Source organism: Rhizobium sp. BK456 (assembly GCF_014194045.1).
Classification (GTDB): Bacteria; Pseudomonadota; Alphaproteobacteria; order Rhizobiales; family Rhizobiaceae; genus Rhizobium; species Rhizobium redzepovicii.
In genome coordinates, this window is the sequence record NZ_JACIAO010000011.1 from 20,450 (window position 1) to 36,443 (window position 15,994).

General features: G+C 62.0%; 19 protein-coding genes. 5 read left to right on the top strand and 14 right to left on the bottom strand.

The window, feature by feature from the left end:
* The first annotated feature begins 147 nt into the window (after window positions 1-147).
* A complete protein-coding gene (locus FHX03_RS26330) occupies window positions 148-489 on the top strand; it encodes a hypothetical protein (protein WP_179867135.1) in 342 nt (113 codons plus the stop codon).
* A gap of 182 nt (window positions 490-671) precedes the next feature.
* Complete coding sequence (locus tag FHX03_RS26335; protein WP_097626871.1) at window positions 672-1,187, top strand: superoxide dismutase family protein; 516 nt, start codon at window positions 672-674, stop codon at window positions 1,185-1,187.
* 29 nt (window positions 1,188-1,216) lie between these two features.
* Here the strand turns inward: FHX03_RS26335 and FHX03_RS26340 are convergent, their stop codons facing one another.
* The 8 genes from FHX03_RS26340 to FHX03_RS26375 form a co-directional block, all read right to left on the bottom strand.
* Window positions 1,217-2,098: a mechanosensitive ion channel family protein gene (locus tag FHX03_RS26340; RefSeq protein ID WP_183856220.1), complete on the bottom strand. Its 882-nt coding sequence runs from the start codon at window positions 2,096-2,098 to the stop codon at window positions 1,217-1,219.
* Between the two features lie 52 nt (window positions 2,099-2,150).
* Window positions 2,151-2,681, bottom strand: coding sequence for a tyrosine phosphatase family protein (locus tag FHX03_RS26345; protein ID WP_183856221.1), 531 nt, complete (start codon window positions 2,679-2,681; stop codon window positions 2,151-2,153).
* Window positions 2,678-3,286, bottom strand: coding sequence for a YfbR-like 5'-deoxynucleotidase (locus tag FHX03_RS26350; RefSeq protein ID WP_097626877.1), 609 nt, complete (start codon window positions 3,284-3,286; stop codon window positions 2,678-2,680). The genes FHX03_RS26345 and FHX03_RS26350 overlap by 4 nt, the downstream gene beginning before the upstream one ends.
* The gene (locus tag FHX03_RS26355) at window positions 3,283-4,173 is read right to left on the bottom strand and encodes a YgfZ/GcvT domain-containing protein (RefSeq protein WP_183856223.1); all 891 of its coding nucleotides are present in this window, start codon (window positions 4,171-4,173) and stop codon (window positions 3,283-3,285) included. The genes FHX03_RS26350 and FHX03_RS26355 overlap by 4 nt, the downstream gene beginning before the upstream one ends.
* Before the next feature lie 106 nt (window positions 4,174-4,279).
* On the bottom strand, window positions 4,280-5,038 hold the full coding sequence (locus tag FHX03_RS26360; protein WP_097626881.1) for a hypothetical protein: 759 nt from the start codon (window positions 5,036-5,038) through the stop codon (window positions 4,280-4,282).
* An 18-nt stretch (window positions 5,039-5,056) separates the two neighbouring features.
* Complete coding sequence (locus FHX03_RS26365; RefSeq protein WP_003578293.1) at window positions 5,057-5,314, bottom strand: hypothetical protein; 258 nt, start codon at window positions 5,312-5,314, stop codon at window positions 5,057-5,059.
* Window positions 5,315-5,417: 103 nt separating this feature from the next.
* Window positions 5,418-5,864, bottom strand: coding sequence for a TIGR02301 family protein (locus FHX03_RS26370; protein WP_097627272.1), 447 nt, complete (start codon window positions 5,862-5,864; stop codon window positions 5,418-5,420).
* A gap of 125 nt (window positions 5,865-5,989) precedes the next feature.
* On the bottom strand, window positions 5,990-6,424 hold the full coding sequence (locus FHX03_RS26375; protein ID WP_097626883.1) for an NUDIX hydrolase: 435 nt from the start codon (window positions 6,422-6,424) through the stop codon (window positions 5,990-5,992).
* 78 nt (window positions 6,425-6,502) lie between these two features.
* On the opposite strand from FHX03_RS26375, the gene FHX03_RS26380 reads away from it, so the two are divergent.
* Complete coding sequence (locus FHX03_RS26380; protein WP_097626885.1) at window positions 6,503-6,823, top strand: YnfA family protein; 321 nt, start codon at window positions 6,503-6,505, stop codon at window positions 6,821-6,823.
* Between the two features lie 39 nt (window positions 6,824-6,862).
* Window positions 6,863-7,627, top strand: coding sequence for an SOS response-associated peptidase (locus tag FHX03_RS26385; protein ID WP_097626887.1), 765 nt, complete (start codon window positions 6,863-6,865; stop codon window positions 7,625-7,627).
* 36 nt (window positions 7,628-7,663) lie between these two features.
* On the opposite strand, the gene FHX03_RS26390 is transcribed toward FHX03_RS26385, so the two are convergent.
* The 5 genes from FHX03_RS26390 to FHX03_RS26410 all read right to left on the bottom strand — a co-directional run bounded on the left by FHX03_RS26390 (window position 7,664) and on the right by FHX03_RS26410 (window position 14,117).
* On the bottom strand, window positions 7,664-7,810 hold the full coding sequence (locus FHX03_RS26390; RefSeq protein ID WP_003587549.1) for a hypothetical protein: 147 nt from the start codon (window positions 7,808-7,810) through the stop codon (window positions 7,664-7,666).
* Window positions 7,811-8,086: 276 nt separating this feature from the next.
* On the bottom strand, window positions 8,087-8,932 hold the full coding sequence (pssA, locus tag FHX03_RS26395) for a CDP-diacylglycerol--serine O-phosphatidyltransferase (RefSeq protein WP_003587548.1): 846 nt from the start codon (window positions 8,930-8,932) through the stop codon (window positions 8,087-8,089).
* Between the two features lie 123 nt (window positions 8,933-9,055).
* Window positions 9,056-9,904: a phosphatidylserine decarboxylase gene (locus FHX03_RS26400; protein WP_312865347.1), complete on the bottom strand. Its 849-nt coding sequence runs from the start codon at window positions 9,902-9,904 to the stop codon at window positions 9,056-9,058.
* A complete protein-coding gene (locus FHX03_RS26405; protein WP_183856225.1) occupies window positions 9,888-11,765 on the bottom strand; it encodes an ABCB family ABC transporter ATP-binding protein/permease in 1,878 nt (625 codons plus the stop codon). The genes FHX03_RS26400 and FHX03_RS26405 overlap by 17 nt, the downstream gene beginning before the upstream one ends.
* Before the next feature lie 300 nt (window positions 11,766-12,065).
* Window positions 12,066-14,117, bottom strand: a complete 2,052-nt coding sequence (locus tag FHX03_RS26410; protein WP_183856227.1) for a LysM peptidoglycan-binding domain-containing protein — start codon at window positions 14,115-14,117, stop codon at window positions 12,066-12,068.
* Between the two features lie 154 nt (window positions 14,118-14,271).
* Between FHX03_RS26410 and FHX03_RS26415 the strand changes: the two genes are divergently transcribed.
* Window positions 14,272-14,895: a TIGR00730 family Rossman fold protein gene (locus FHX03_RS26415; protein WP_097626895.1), complete on the top strand. Its 624-nt coding sequence runs from the start codon at window positions 14,272-14,274 to the stop codon at window positions 14,893-14,895.
* A 31-nt stretch (window positions 14,896-14,926) separates the two neighbouring features.
* Here the strand turns inward: FHX03_RS26415 and rarD are convergent, their stop codons facing one another.
* Window positions 14,927-15,841, bottom strand: a complete 915-nt coding sequence (gene rarD / locus FHX03_RS26420) for an EamA family transporter RarD (protein ID WP_097626897.1) — start codon at window positions 15,839-15,841, stop codon at window positions 14,927-14,929.
* Window positions 15,842-15,994: the final 153 nt, after the last annotated feature.

Genomic DNA, 15,994 nt, shown 5'->3' on the forward strand with positions numbered 1-15,994 from the left:
CAGGCCAGTCCGTTAACCGTTGTCAATCATCGTTAATGAGAAGTTAACAACTTATTGACGCACCGCGCAAATCAGTTTAACCAGCGAGTCATTCAATGATTGTCCACGTTCGTATTGCGTACAAACACCACCGGCAAAAGGCGGTGAATGGAGGTTTGTATGACCAGCACCACATCCGTTTCCGATACGTCATATGCATATCTGGCGACACTCTCGCGGCTTGATGCCAATGGCGATGGTGTACTCAGCCGTGGCGAGCGTGCCGCTGATGAGAAGCCCGGCATCATCAAGGAACTCCTGGAAGAGGACAACACCAGCGAGACGCAGCCGAAATTTTCCGGCAGCCTGATTGCGCTGATGATGGACTCGCGTGACAGCAGCATCGGCGTCCCTTATCCGTTGCAGCAGACGGCGCCGACGACCGGCGATCAACCGGACGATCTCTACCGCAACACTTACGGCCAGTTCGACTTCAGCGCCGTCGCCTGAGCCGCTCCCGAATCGGGTCATCTGCAAGCCGGCCGTTGGCCGGCTTTTTTCGTCCCGCACTCCCCGCGAATAGCGCCACTTCCATGTGATAGAGCCTCCTGTCGGACACACGGCGCTCCAAATGAGGAACACCTTCCGGGTTGATACGTTCAGAAGGACAACCGGACGGAAGGATATCTCCCATGAAACCCATGTGCATCATCGCCGCCCTGAGCCTGCTTGCCGTTGCATTGCCGGCGGGTGCCCAGGACAAGCAGACCGCGGTTGCCAATTTCGTCGGCAAGGACGGCAAGGAAGATGGCCGCGCGCAGCTGACGGCTGCCGCCACCGGCGGTGTGCTGATCGAGCTCGAGATATCGGGACTGCCGGCGAACAAATGGGTGGCCTTCCATGTTCATGAGACCGGCCGATGCGACGCCGCGACCCATCACGAGTCGGCCGGCGGTCACTTCAACCCTGAGAAGGCCGAGCATGGCATCCTTGCCGCCAAGGGGCCGCATGCCGGCGATATGCCCAATCAATATGTCGGGCAGGACGGCGTGCTGAGGGCGCAGGTCTTCGACAGCATGGTCACGCTTGATGGCAAGACCGACGGCATTCGCGGCCGCGCATTGATGGTGCACGCCAATTCGGATGACTATCGCAGCCAGCCCTCGGGTGATGCCGGGGAAAGACTGTCCTGCGGCGTCATTCAATAGTCTGCTGCATAAGTTCCTGGATCAATGTCTCATTGCCGCCTCAGTGCTGCCTTTTCGGCGGCCGCCCTGCCGTTGGACATCTCTGCCGGTGCGGCGTTCGGCGCATCCGGCGACGCGGCCGGATTGTTCTCGTCGAAGGCAAGCTTTACCCGTTTTGCCATGTCCCGGCTGACCGTCCACCAGTCACCGGTCTTCGCCCAGTATCGCAGCGTCACGAAGATCGCGCCGTCGCCGGGGCCGTCGATGAAGACGCTCGGTTCCGGTGACTTCAGCACCCGGGAATCGGCTTTGGCAAGGCCCATCAATGTTTCCATCGACCGATCGATGTCATCCTCCACCTTGATCTTCAGCTCGTTCCGCCGCGTCGCCTCGCGGCTGAAATTGGTAATCGGCGTATTCCAGAGCGTCGAATTCGGCGCCAACCGGTAGAGCCCGTCGGCGGTCCTGAGTTCGGTCGCAAACAGCCCTATTTCGCGCACCGTGCCGGCCACGCTGCTGGTCTCGATATATTCTCCGACCCGGAACGGCCTGAGGATCAGCAGCATGATGCCGGCGGCGATATTCTGCAGCGTTCCCTGCAGCGCCAGTCCGATTGCCAGGCCGGCTGCGCCGAGGGCCGCGATGATCGAGGCTGTCTGGACGCCGAACTGGCCGAGCACGGTGATGAACACCAGGATGAGCAACGCGTATCGCAGCACATTGGTGAAGAATCGCGCCAGCGTCTCGTCGATGCCATGGACGCGCGACAGGCCTTCATAGGCCCAGCGGCTGGCAAAACCGGCAAGCGCCCAGCCGAGAACCAGCAGGATTACGGCCCCGAGGACGGAGAAGGAATATTGCACTGCAAGCGCGCTCGCCTGGCTAAGCGCCGTTTGCGTGGCAAGAAGGACGTCGGCTGCCTGTTGTTGCATGATCTGGCCTCTTCTACGTGGTCGGGGCTAGATGGGGCAGATGGCGGCAGCGTCAACCGCAGGCGGGCGCTGCGATTGCAAGCACGAAGGGCGCGTTGCCGTCGGCATCCGCACCGCGTCCGATCGCCCGCACTGCCGCAACAAGCCGGCCGCTACGGTTAAGCAGCGCGTCGCCGATCTCGATCAGCCGGGCATTCGGCGTCGCGAAAGGCGAGGCCGCCCGCAGCCGACGGGCAAGCGTTTCCTCACTCTGATCCGGTGCAAGTGACAGTGCGGCGATCAGGGCTGCTGCCGGCGAGCGCGACACGCCCATCCAGCAATGGATGAGCAGCGGCGTCTCCTGCCGCCACGACGCGGCAAAGTCGATAATCCCCTGCACATGCGTTTCGTCGGGCGCCACCAGACCGCCGGTGCCCTTGAAGGTGATGTCGTTCATCGCAAGCGTCAGATGACGGTCGGCCACGATCACGCCCGGCCGATGAAAGGCCTGCTCCTTGGCGATCAGGCTGATCATGTCGCGCACCTTGTGGCGCACCGCCATCTCCGCGATGCGCGACAGCGGCGACACGATGATGAAGCTCACGAGACCATCTCCCGCGCGGTCTCGATCGCCGCAAAGCGCTCACAGAACAGCCGCTGCGCTTCGATCGCCGGCAGCGGATCGATCATCAGCATCTCCCTGCTGATGCCGCGCGGCTGGCCGAAGAACTTCTGTGCCTCGGCAGGTGTGAAGCCGGCGAGCACCGTCGCCTCGAAATAGGCGGCGATCGTATCGGCTTTCTTGATTCGGTCCTTGAGGTCGCGCGAGGGATGCGGCGGCAGGCCGAAGCGCAGGTGCACGGCGGCCTCCAGCCGCTTTTCCACCGTCTTGTAGCCGCCGCCGACCACCGATTTGAACGGCGAGATCATATCGCCGATCACATATTCGGGTGCGTCATGCAGCAGCGCCATCAGGCACTCCTGCGGGGACGCATCATTGACGCGGCGGAAAATGTCTTCGACGACGAGGCTGTGCTGTGCCACCGAAAAAGCATGATCGCCCGATGTCTGGCCGTTCCAGCGGGCGACACGCGCCAGCCCATGGGCAATGTCGATCAGTTCCACATCGAGCGGCGAGGGGTCGAGCAGGTCGAGCCTTCGCCCGGACAACATGCGTTGCCAGGCACGCGGAGCTTTCGTGGTCGTCACGCGCTGGCCTCGTCGGCGCTGGTGGGAAAGACAAGGCCGGACCATTCCGGCAGGACGAGGGAAACGGGTGTTTGCCCGGCGAGCAGCGGCGTGCCGGCGGCCATTGCTGCGCCGGCGCGGTCGATGCGCACAATCGCCAATCCATGGTCGCCTTCGACCGAACCGAGTGTTCCGACAGGCTTGCCGGCGGCGGAGATCTCCGTCCCGGTCTCCGGCAGAGCCGTTGCAGCGGACACTGTGACAACGCGCCGGCGCGCGGTGCCGCGGTGCTGCATCCGCGAAACGACCTCCTGGCCGACATAACAGCCTTTCCTGAAGGACAGACCGCCATTGAAATCCATCAGCACGTCGTGCGGAAAGGCATCCTGCAGGGCGAAGTCCGATCCTGACGTGACGATGCCGTGGGTGATGCGCAGCGCATCGTAGAGCAATTCTTCACCGTCGCCGTGTTTGCCGGGCTGACGGATCAACGCGACGCCAGCCTTGGCGAAGCGACTATCCCGGACGCCCTGGCTGTCCCGGACGCCCTGGCTGTCCCGGACGCCCCGGCTGTCCCGAACGCCCTCGGCATCTTCGTCCCAGGAAACGGTGACCCCATCTTCGGTGCGCGGCGTGAGCGTGACGGCAGCGCGCAGCTTGTACATCGTCAGCCGCTTCAGCAGGCCATCGCGCTGGCCGGCATCCGTTTCGATCGTATAGCCGTTGCCCTCCTGCCAGATCATGAAGTCGAACAGAATCTTGCCCTGCGGCGTCAGCAGTGCCCCGGGCCGCGCCTCGTCGGCCTCAAGCGAGATGATATCGGTGGTGATCAGGTTCTGCAGGAAGGATTGGGCTTCCGCGCCGCTGATGGAGAGAAGTGAGCGGTCTTTCAGGAATACGGCTGGCATGGCGGAACCTGTCGCGTTGGTTATCGCTCAGAGGTATGTCTTCATGAGGTGGATCGCAAGCGTCCCACCGAAAGGCGAAACGCGAAAGGCGCAAGCGTTGTGGGCGTCAATCGCCCGCCGTGAAGAATTTCCATTTGCCCTGAGGGGTAATGCCGAGGCGGTAGAAATTATAGCCGCCGAACTCCTGCATGTCGGAAAGATCGCCGGCCGTGACGATTCGCAGCAACTCGACACGCTCCGGCGGCGTCAGCGACTTCAGGTCCTTTTCGGCGAAATAGGGCCAGACATACATCTCGTCTGCCGTACCCTGGCCGACATGCACGAAGCCGGTCGAGACGATGTCGAGCATGATGGCGAGGATCTCGTCTCCATCGGGATCGCCCGAAAGATCCTTCAGCGTGCCGATCGGATCGTCCGTGGGCTCGCCCACAGTCACCTGTGTCTGCTCGGTGCCGGTGCCCATCAGCGGCCGCAAGCGTTCGAGATCGCCGGAGGCGGCCGCCTCGACGATCTGCTCGCGCATCTTGCGAACCGGCTCGGGCACCTTGCTGATGTCGTAGATCACTTCGGCGGGCTTGGAAGCATCCTGGGCGCCCGGCGTCTTGTCGACACCCTGATTGTTCTGGCTGTTGACCAGTGGATCGGCCATGGGAACACTGGGAGCGGTGCCACTCTGCGGCTGGCTCTGCCCCTGAGCGCTTCCCGGTGCAGCCGGCGCGTCGTTGGCCGCCTGGCCAGGGATCTTGTGCAGTTCGGAAAGCGCGTAGGCTGCCGGGGCAAGGAAAATATTGCCGGCGGCGAGGCTGAACGCAAGCAGCACCGGCGCGAGCGGAATTCGCGAAATTTTCTCTTTACCGGTATGCATCAAACTCTCTGAAAATAATTATTGCAGGGTGCGGTTCGCGGAGAATTCGCCGGCAAGCATGCGTTCACGCAGCGAATCCAGCAAGGCTTCGGCGCTGCTTTCCCCGTGCAATCTGATCGTCTCGCGCAGGGCATGCGCAATAGCGGCATCAGCGATGATCTCAGGCTCGATTCCGTCGGCCATGCCGTCGGCCCAAGCCTCGTTCTGGTACTCCAGAGCCGCCTGCATCTTCTCGTGGACGATCATGTCGTCGATCTCGTTGAGGCTTGCTTCCATTGTCTTTTCCTCAGAACTTCTCATGTCTTACTGCACCGTTAACAACACTAACAGCCTTTTCCCAAAACGACACGTCCACATGCGAAAACAGGTTAATTAAACGTCAATTTCCAAAACGCGAGGTAATTTCTGTGGCGAGTGTTGCACCTTCGTTACGGTAGCGCTCTTCTGCCACGATGGCCGCCGCGGTGCAATCGGTATAGACGGAGGCGAAGGCGCGGTAGCCGCGATTGAAGGCTGCGGTCAGTTTTTCCCTACGCTGCGGCTCGTTGCCGGTCTCCGAATCGAGCAGCTGCTGCATGCCGTTTCGCCACTCGTCGCCGCCTGCCGCCTTGCAGAGCGTTCTCAAATAATGCACCGAGCCCAACACCTCGGCCAGCCGTGCCAGTTTGTCGTCATAGGGCACCGTCACCGCAGGCGGCGGCGTAATCTCCTCCTCCCGTGGAGGCGGCGCGTTCTTACCCTGCGCCATGGTGGGGCCGGCGAGCACGAGCAGGGACAGGAAAACGCGTCGAACGGGAATCATGCTCCCAGTTGATACGTTGAGCATGACGGCAACAAGGCGGACCTTGAGAGTTTCCACTCCTATTCGCCGCAAGCCAGAGCATGCTGCCGAAAGTGTCAGCGGTTTCTTTTGACATCATGCTCTAATTTTATTTCAGAATAAGATTCAGATTATAGGCCGGTCGGCCTGAAATCATCCTGTTCTAGCCGTTCTGCGCATTCGAGCACACTCTGCGGCACCGGCAGCCGCCGGATTTCCTCAACCGTATACCAGCCGAGCGCCGCCGCATCGTCGGCGGCCTCAGCCACCAGCTCCCGATCCGCCTCGACGCGGAAGACCGACAGGAAGAAGTGGCTGCTGAGGCTGCCATCGGCGGCATGGGTCTTCAGGTCATAGGTCGAAAACAGCTGCGGATTGCGCACCGAAATGCCCGTTTCCTCACGGAATTCGCGCAACGCCGTTTGCTCCGGCGTCTCGCCCGGTTCGGCGCGGCCGCCCGGAAACGCATACATATCGGCAGAAGGCGGATTGCGCCGCAACACCAGAAGGAATCGTCCGTCGCGTTCGAGAATGGCGGAGGAGGCGGCTTTGGCGGTGGAGATCATGAGATGGCTCTTGCTGTGATGACCCATCCTACCCGATGAATACTGCCGAAGAAATGCGAAGGCGCGAGAGGTGCTTCCGTGACCTACATCATTTATGCCGTTGCCGCCGTCTTCGAGATTGCCGGCTGCTTCGCCTTCTGGGCGTGGCTGAGACTTGGAAAGCCAATCTCGTGGCTGGCCCCGGGAATGGTCTCGCTGGCGCTTTTTGCCTGGCTTCTGACTCTGGTGCCGAGCGAGGCCGCCGGCCGCACTTTCGCGGCCTATGGCGGCATCTATATCGCCGCCTCACTGCTCTGGCTCTGGCTGGTCGAAAGCCGCGTGCCTGATCGCTACGATATCGGCGGGGCGCTGGTCTGCCTTGCCGGAACGAGCATTATCCTCTTTGGGCCGAGAGGCTGACGCCTTGACCGGACTCAAGCCGGGTGCAAAGACAAGCCGATGTGTGGACGTTTCGCCCTGACAAGCTCCAGCGCCAACCTGCGCGAATTTTTCTCCGGTGTCGATCTCGATGAGTTTCCGGCGCGCTATAACATCGCGCCGACGCAGCCGATCCTCGTTATCATAGCAGGCGAGGGCCGGCAGCAGGGCAGCAACCTGGCCGACCGCCGCGCCGTGCTCGTGCGGTGGGGTCTCACCCCGGCCTGGGTCAAGGATCCGAGGGACTTCCCGCTGTTGATCAACGCCCGCTCCGAGACCGCGATCGGCAAGGCCTCCTTCCGGGCGGCCATGCGTCATCGCCGCATACTTATCCCGGCCACCGGCTTTTATGAATGGCATCGCCCGTCCAAGGAAAGCGGAGAGCGGCCGCAGGCCTATTGGATCAGGCCGCGTAAGGGCGGGGTCGTCGCTTTTGCCGGGCTGATGGAGACATGGTCCTCGGCGGATGGTTCCGAGGTCGATACCGGCGCGATCCTGACGACACCGGCCAATTCGGGCATGTCGGCGATCCACGATCGCATGCCCGTCATTATCAAGCCGGAAGATTTTTCGCGCTGGCTGGATTGCAAGACCCAGGAACCGCGCGAGGTGGTCGACCTGATGCGGCCGGTTCAGGACGATTTTTTCGAGGCCGTCCCGGTCTCCGACAAAGTCAACAAGGTCGCCAATATGGGGCCCGACCTGCAGCAGCCGGTCGTCGTCGAAAAGCCGCTGAAGGCCCCCGAGAAGCAGAGGCCTGACGACGGTCAGCTTAGTTTCTTCTGAATACTATCTGCCGCTTTTCGTTAGTCGCACGGGCGCTCAAGCGGATTTCTTGACGCTGGTCGGCTTGTGTTTCGCCATCAGCGATGCCGCCGCAACAGCCTTGAGGCCGACAGGGCGATAGTTGGCGGCGAGATCGGGCTTGGCCGTCTGCTGTTCGCCGCTACTGCTCTTCTTCGAAGTCACGATACTCTCCTTACGTGTTTCTTCCCGGGGTATTTTGTATTTTGAAGTTTGGTCACCAATAGCGACAAAACGGGGACGCAGCTTATCAGGATTTGTAAACGCGCACCATAATTCGCGAGGCTTAACTGAAGCCTACGTTGGTTAATACTTACTGAAGAGAGCGGTTCCAATAAAACTGCGCAGCCGTTTTTCCGGGGAAAAAGCGCGCAACAGTTTTCCCGGGAATGCGAAGAGACGCATTCCCATCACTCCGAAAAAATCAGGAAAGCGTCCGCCTCAGATGTGACGGCCGATGTCGTCGTCGCCGACGCCGGGTTCCTCGATCGTCAGCGTTCCATATTTCCGGCGCCATTTCCGCGCGCCGAAGGGAAGCGATATGAGATAGGCGGCAACGGTGAAGACCATCACCTCCCAGGTGTAGCTCATCAGCAGAGCCACATAGAGCACGACGCCGAGCATCATCGGCAGCACGAGATCGCGCCGCAGCCGGTTGCCTTCCGATTTGCCCGACCAGACCGGCAGCCGGCTGATCAGCAGGAAGGCGATGACGACGGTATAGATCGACGAGACATAGGCGAAGGTGCGGTCCGTCGCCAGGCCCAGGAAGCCGAGATAGACCGGCAGCAGCACCAGCATGGCGCCAGCCGGCGCCGGTACGCCGACGAAATATTCCGATTGCCAGCTCGCCTTGTTCTCGCGTTCGGCCATGACGTTGAAGCGGGCAAGCCGAAGCCCGGCGGCAATCGCGTAGATCAAAGCCGCGATCCACCCGAGCGAGCGCGCCTGATCGAGCGCGAAGACATAGACGACGAGGGCAGGTGCGACGCCGAAATTGACGATATCGGCAAGCGAATCCATCTGAGCGCCGAACTTCGAGGTTGCCTTCATCAGCCGGGCCACTCGCCCGTCAATGCCGTCGAGGAAGGCGGCGACCAGCACCATGGAGACGGCGAGCTCGTAGCGGTTCTCGAAAGCCAGCCGAATGCCGGTCAGCCCGGCGCAGATTGCCAGAATGGTGATGAGGTTCGGAAAGACGAGACGGAGCGGGATTTCGCGCAGACGCGGGCCGCGGGCGGAATCATCCGGACCGTTGGGCTCGAAAGGCGGAAAGGGCGTTTCCATATCGCGTTCCAATCTGAACCTGGAGCATGTCGCGCAAAAGTGTGCAGCGGTTTTGCGACAACGACATGCGTAAAAACAAAGGGCTAAAGCGCGAGGAGCGAATCTGAAAGATCGCGACGCGCCTTAACTGCGGCGGCTGATGATGGGACCCTTGGCGGAGGCGAATTCGGCAATCACAGTTTCCCCGGCAATCGCCACCTGGCCGAGCGAGACGCGCGGCGCGGCACCGGCGGGCAGGAACACGTCGAGCCGAGAGCCGAAACGGATCAGCCCGAAGCGCTCGCCGGCATCCACCGGTTCGTTGGGATTTGCCCAGCAGAGGATGCGCCGCGCCACGAGGCCGGCGATCTGTACGACGCCGATCTGGCCGTGGCGGGTTTCGATCACCAGCCCGTTGCGCTCGTTGTCCTCGCTCGCCTTGTCGAGTTCGGCATTGACGAAGCTGCCGGAGCGGTAATTGATGCTGACGATACGCCCGCGCATCGGCGCCCGGTTCACATGGCAATTGAAGACGTTCATGAACACCGAGATGCGCAGCATCGGCTCGGAGCCGAGGTCGAGCTCGGCCGGCGGGGTCACCATCTGGATCGCCGAGACCTTGCCGTCGGCGGGAGAGATCACCAGATCGTCGTCCTGCGGGGTCACGCGTTCGGGATCACGGAAGAAATAGGCGCACCACAGCGTGAAGATCATGCCGATCCAGAAGAGCGGCTTGAAGATCCAGCCCAGGATCAGCGACGCAACAAAGAAGGCGGCAACGAAGGGATAACCCTCCTTATGCACGGGGACGATCGTGTTGCGAACCGTGTTGAACAGGCTCATGCTGCCGGTCTCCTTGCGTTGTCGTTTTTTGCTGGTTAGCGAAAAACCGTCTCCGGGGCAATGCTGTGGCCCCGGACGTGGTTCCGACGCCGGAGTTCTGAACAACAAAAGCTTGGGCCTTGTCGCTCCCGGCTCAGCTTGCCGGGGCAAGCCGCGTGATCACCCCCAGGTCGTCGCTTTCGCGCACCTGCTTCAGATGTTCCTCTGCCTGTGTCGCCTCGCGCTGCCGGTTCCACATCGAGGCGTAGAGACCGTTCCGCTCGAGCAGGGCGGCATGCGTTCCGCGCTCGGCGATCTCGCCGCTTTTGAGCACGATGATTTCATCGGCGCCGATCACCGTCGATAGTCGGTGGGCGATCACCAGCGTCGTGCGGTTCTTCGAAACCACGTCGAGCGCCGTCTGGATTTCTCGTTCCGTCGTCGTGTCGAGCGCCGACGTCGCCTCGTCGAGGATCAGGATCGGCGGTGCCTTGAGAATGGTGCGGGCGATCGCCACCCGCTGCTTCTCGCCGCCCGAAAGCTTCAGCCCGCGCTCCCCGACCTTGGTCTCGAACCCTTCGGGCAGCATTTCGATGAAATGGGCGATCTGCGCCACCTCGGCTGCCGCGAAGACCTCGCCGTCGCTCGCCGATGTGCGGCCGTAGCGGATGTTGTAAGCGACGGTGTCATTGAAGAGCACGGTATCCTGCGGCACCATGCCGATCACCGAGCGCAAGCTTTTCTGTGTGACTTTGCGGATGTCCTGGCCGTCGACGGTGATCGCTCCGCTCTGGATATCGTAGAAACGATAGAGCAGCCGCGACAGCGTCGACTTGCCGGCTCCCGAAGGACCGACGACGGCAACCGTCTTGCCGGCCGGCACCTCGAAGGAAATGCCCTTCAGGATCGGACGGGCGGGGTCGTAGGAAAAGTGCACGTCCCTGAAGGCGATCGCGCCCTGGCCGATCCGAAGATCGACCGCATCGGGCGCGTCCTTGACCTCGGCCTGGACCTCCAGGAGGTCGAACATCTGCTCGATATCGGTCAAGCCTTGACGGATTTCGCGGTAGACGAAGCCGATGAAGTTGAGCGGCGCGGAAAGCTGCAGCAGCATCGAATTGACGAAAACGAAATCGCCGACCGTCTGTTCGCCGCGCTGCACGGCGAGTGCCGACAGCACCAGCATGATCGTCGTGCCGATGCCGAAGATCACACCCTGGCCGAAGTTCAGCCAGCCGAGCGATGTCCAGACATCGGTCGCCGCCTTCTCGTAGCGTTCCATCGATTTGTCAAAGCGTTTTGCCTCCATCTCTTCGTTGCCGAAATATTTGACGGTCTCGAAATTGAGGAGGGAGTCGATCGCCTTGGTGTTGGCGTCGGTATCGCTGTCGTTCATCGACCGTCGAATGGCGATGCGCCAGTCGGATGCGCGGATCGTGAACCAGATATAGGCCCAGACAGTAAAGGCGGTGACGGCGAGATAGGAGAAGCCGTAACCCCACCAGAAGATCGCCGCCGTCAACAGGAATTCGATGACGGTCGGGACCGAATTGAGGATCGTGAAACGCACGATCGTCTCGATGCCCTTGGTGCCGCGCTCGATGATGCGCGACAAGCCGCCGGTCTTGCGCTCCAGATGGAAGCGCAGCGACAGCTCGTGCATATGCACGAAAGTCCTGTAGGCGAGTTGGCGCACCGCATGCTGGCCGACGCTGGCAAACAGCGCGTCGCGCAGCTGGTTGAGGCCGAGCTGGATCAGGCGGGTGATGTTATAGGCGATTACCAGGGCGATGGCGCCGGCCAGCAGCGGCGGTACCGAGCCGGCAAGATCCATCCTGCCGTTCAGCGCATCGGTCGACCACTTGAAGAAATAGGGAACGAGCAGCAGGACGAACTTGGAAATCAGCAGGAAGACCGACGCCCAGACGACGCGCATCTTGAGGTCGGGCCGGCCGGCCGGCCACATATAGGGCCAGAGGTTGAGAAGCGTCTGCAGGAGGTTGGATTCCGAGACTGTCTTGCCGTTTGCCATGCTTGTCTCCAGCCCGGATGGGCTTGCGGCGATTGCCGCGCTTCGATGCCGGCAAGAGCGCGGTACCGGAATATGCCCGAAGCGCTTCCCCCGCCACCGCCAGATAGGATGCCGGGCGGATGAATACAACAAGTGCGGGGTTCAGGAAAAGAGAGGCCGGGCGGTTATCCCGCCCGGCCTCGTTACGGTGTTTGGCGCTTAAAGCATGTCGCGCAAAAGTGTGCAGCGGGTTTGCGGCAACGACATGCGAAAACAAAGAGCTAAAGCGCGGGGAGCGAATCTGAAAGATCGCGACGCGCTTTAGAGGTGTCGGTTGGACAGGCGTTTGCGGTGCAGTTCCTCGGCGTTCGGCAGTACATCCTTCGGCAGACCGAAGATCTGGCCGGGGCGGATGCGATCCGGATCCACGATCTTGTCCTCATTGGCGATGTAGATCGTCGTGTAACGAACGCCGAGCCCATAGGTGCGGCGCGAAATCTGCCACAGCGTGTCGCCGCGGCGGATGATCACCGCCGCGTTGTTTGCCGTCAGCGGCGCCTGTTCGATCGTCTTCGGCTGGTTGCCTGCCGCGTCGGTTGCACCAGGCGCCGCCGGTGCCGCCGGTGCGGGGGACGCGGAGAGGCCGGCGATGATCGCCCCCAGGCCGTCGAGGCCTGCGCCGACGGATTTTGCATCCTTCGGCAGGCCCTGCAGCATCTTCAAGGCGCTTGTCGCGGTCTGCGAGGCGGCGCCGGACGCTTGCTTGAACGTGTCGGGCGCATCGGATCCCGGCCGGAAATCTGCGACCGAGCGCAATGCGAATTCGGTTGCCGAGCGCGCCGCCGCAAGCTGTTCGGCGCCGGGCAGCTTGCCATCGGCAAACAGCCCCTTCAGCAGGCCGAAGGCCTTGCCGACTTCGGCCTTGCGCTTGCCGAGTTCGCCTTCGTCGAGCGGCACCATCGAGGAGGCGCCATTTGCGTCGGCTGGGACGGATTGCGCCGCGACCCTGACCTGGTCGCCGGCCGGGCGATTGAAATTCACCGCTGCACGCACGATCACCTTGCCGGCGGGATCGACGACATCGACGCGGATCTTGTGGTCGCCGACCGAGAGCGCCACCACGCCGTCGATAACGAAATGGCCATCGGAGCCGGCGGTGTCCTGGCCGACAAGGCTGTCGTCGGCGTAACCGAGGACCTTGGCGTTGGCGCGCGCCGTGCCGGCAATGAAAATCTTGTTGCCCTCGATTTCGACGGCGTTGACCATCACATCGGGCGCATTCGACTTGTCGGGTGCGGCGGTGCCGGGAACGGCGGGGGCCGTCGCTAGGCCGCCGGAGGCGGCGTCGGTTAGGTTGGGCGTCTGCAGCGCCAGCTCGCCGGTTGGCGCAACGGTCGCAGCAGGCGCAGCCGAACCTGCGCCCGTTGCTGGCTTGTCTGTTGGCGGCGCCATCGGGTTGGAGGCATCGGCGACTTCGGTGCCGGCCTTCGGCGCGGTGATGATGCGGCTCGCCGCGCCGGGTTTGGAGACCATGGCGAGCAGATTGGCGCCGTTGCCGTCCTTCGGTACGGAGATGGTCGCAACCTCTTCGGAAAGCGTGCTCTTGCCGTCCTTGCCGGTAAACTTCAGCACCAGCTGGTGGTCGCCCGCCGCAAGCGGATCGTCGAGAACGGCGGCGAAATCGCCGCTGGCATCGACATTGGCTGTCGTCACGACCTTTTCGCCGTCAAGCACTTCGAGCTTGCCGTTCGGTTCGGCGGAGCCGGCGATCACCGTCGAGCCATCGGGCTCGACGCGCAGGACGTCGAATGCGGGAAGCTTCGGGCCGGCATTCGCCGCAGCCGTGCTCGCCGCAGGCTCAGGCGCACCGGTCAGCGCAGCCTCGGCCTTGGCGATCGCGGCAAGCGCTTCGGTAATGTTCTCCGGTAGCGACTGGACAATGGCGAGCGCCTTCGTGCCGCCATCCTTCGCCTTGACGGCAAGTGCCTGGGTCGCCGGATCGAGCCCCTCGGGGATTGCGAAACCGGCAAGCGCGCTCAGCGCATCGACGGCCTTCGTCTTGGCAGCGGTGAAGACGTCGTCGGCGGGGCCCTTGCCGTCAGCAAACAGTGCCTTGAGTTCGGTAAGCGACACGCTCGCATTGGCCGATAGGCGACCCACCTTATCGGCGACGCCGGCCGCGTCGGCCACGGCCGAGCGCGATGTTTTTGCCGACTCGTTAACCGTGTCCTTGAGCTCCGTGCTCGCCTGGTTGATGGCGTCGCCGACCTTGGCTGCATCGCCGCCAATGCGCGGCATGACGAAAAATACCATCAGTAGGATTGCGATTACGAGCACTGCAAGGGCCAGCAAGCCGGCACGGTTCTTCATCATTATGTCTCCCCAGGCGGCAATTTGCCGTAGTAACCGAAATTGCTAGCGATTCCCGTTGCTTTGCACAAGCATTCAAAGCAATTCGGCAAGCTAGGTAGGCTGCTTTCCAGTCAATTTTCTTGACTGCATTGAAATGGAATAGTTGTTTGCCTCTATGACCGAACAATCTGTATCGATTCGATCCATCTGCGTTTACTGCGGCTCAAGGCCGGGACGCGATCCTTCCCACATGGCGGCCGGGCGTGCTCTCGGACGAGAGATCGCCGAATACGGCCTGCGCCTCGTCTATGGCGGGGGTACCAAAGGCATCATGGGCGCGGTTGCCAGCGGCGCGCTTTCAGGCGGCGGCCAGGTCACGGGCATCATCCCCGAATTCCTGATCGATATGGAAGCGACTCGCCACTCGCTCGGTCAACTTAACGAACTTATTGTAACCCCTGACATGCATGCGCGCAAACATACGATGTTCGAGCGTTCCGATGCTTTCGTCGCGCTGCCCGGCGGCATCGGTACGCTGGAGGAGATCGTCGAGATCATGACCTGGGCGCAGCTCGGCCGCCATGAAAAGCCGATGGTCTTTGCCAACGTCGACGGTTTCTGGGATCCGATGATGGAGCTGATGCGCCACATGACAGAAGAGGGCTTCCTGCACACCGCTCACCGGGTGCAGCCGCTTGTCGTCGATGAGATCTCCGGCATCATTCCGGCAATCATGGCTCAGGCAGCCCAGCTCGCCGCTGATCGTAACGGCGAGGATGAAGTGATCTCGAAAATGTAGGCGAGGGGCCGGCGTCTCCGGCGCCCGCCGTTCAGCGCCCGCGGCTTCCCTTCAGCATCGACCAGCTATAGAGGAACAGCCCCGCCCAGATCAGTGGAAAGGCGATCATGCGCGCCGTGCCGAGCGGCTCGTGAAAGATGAAGACGGCGATCAGGAAGATCATCGTCGGCGCGATATACTGCATGATGCCGATCGTCGACAGCTTCAGCAGCTTGGCGCCATTGGCATAGATCATCAGCGGCACGGCGGTGATGACGCCGCAGCCGAGCAGCAGCGTCGTGTCGGCAAGGCCGGTGCGGTAGAGATGGCCCTGGCCGCTGCCGAATTCGAGATAAAGGATATAGAGCAGGGCAGGGCCGCTGAGGATCAGCACTTCGAGGAAAAAGCCCTGGTTCGGCCCGAGCGGCAGCGTCTTGCGCAGCAAGGCATAGAAACCCCAGCTGATTGCCAGCGTCAGCGCCACCCACGGAATGCCGCCGCTGTCGAATGCGAGAATGGCGACGGCAAGTGCTGCCAGCGCGATCGCCGCGATCTGCAGCGGCTGCAGCTTTTCCTTTAGCAGCACCGCGCCGAGGAAGATGCTGAACAGCGGATTGATGAAATAGCCGAGCGCTGCGTCGAGCGAATGGCCGGCGCCGATCGCCCAGACATAGGTGCCCCAGTTGACGGTGATCAGCGACGCCGTCAGCGCCGCCATCGCCAGCATACGCGGCGAGCGCAGCGCCGTGGCGATGTCCGCCGTGCGCCCGAGCACGATCAGCACGATGCCGGCCAGCGGCAGCGACCAGACGATGCGGTGGGCGATCACCTCGGCCGGCGAGATATGCGCCACCGCCTTCATGTAGATCGGCAGGAAGCCCCAGAGCAGATAGGCCGTCAGCGCGAAGGCAAAACCGCGCGGACTGTCTTCGTTCTTGGCCAGGGGAACGGATGCATCGGTCGACATCGGGGTGTTTCCATCTTTGTTCTGCTTCTGATCCGGCCTAGCTTAAGCGCCGTGAATAGGCCAATTCATTTCGTTGAATAAAGGCTAAGAGGATTTGAAGCGGATGGGAGAAGAATGAACGGATGATAGCGGCAAAGGCTGATATCGGTCTCC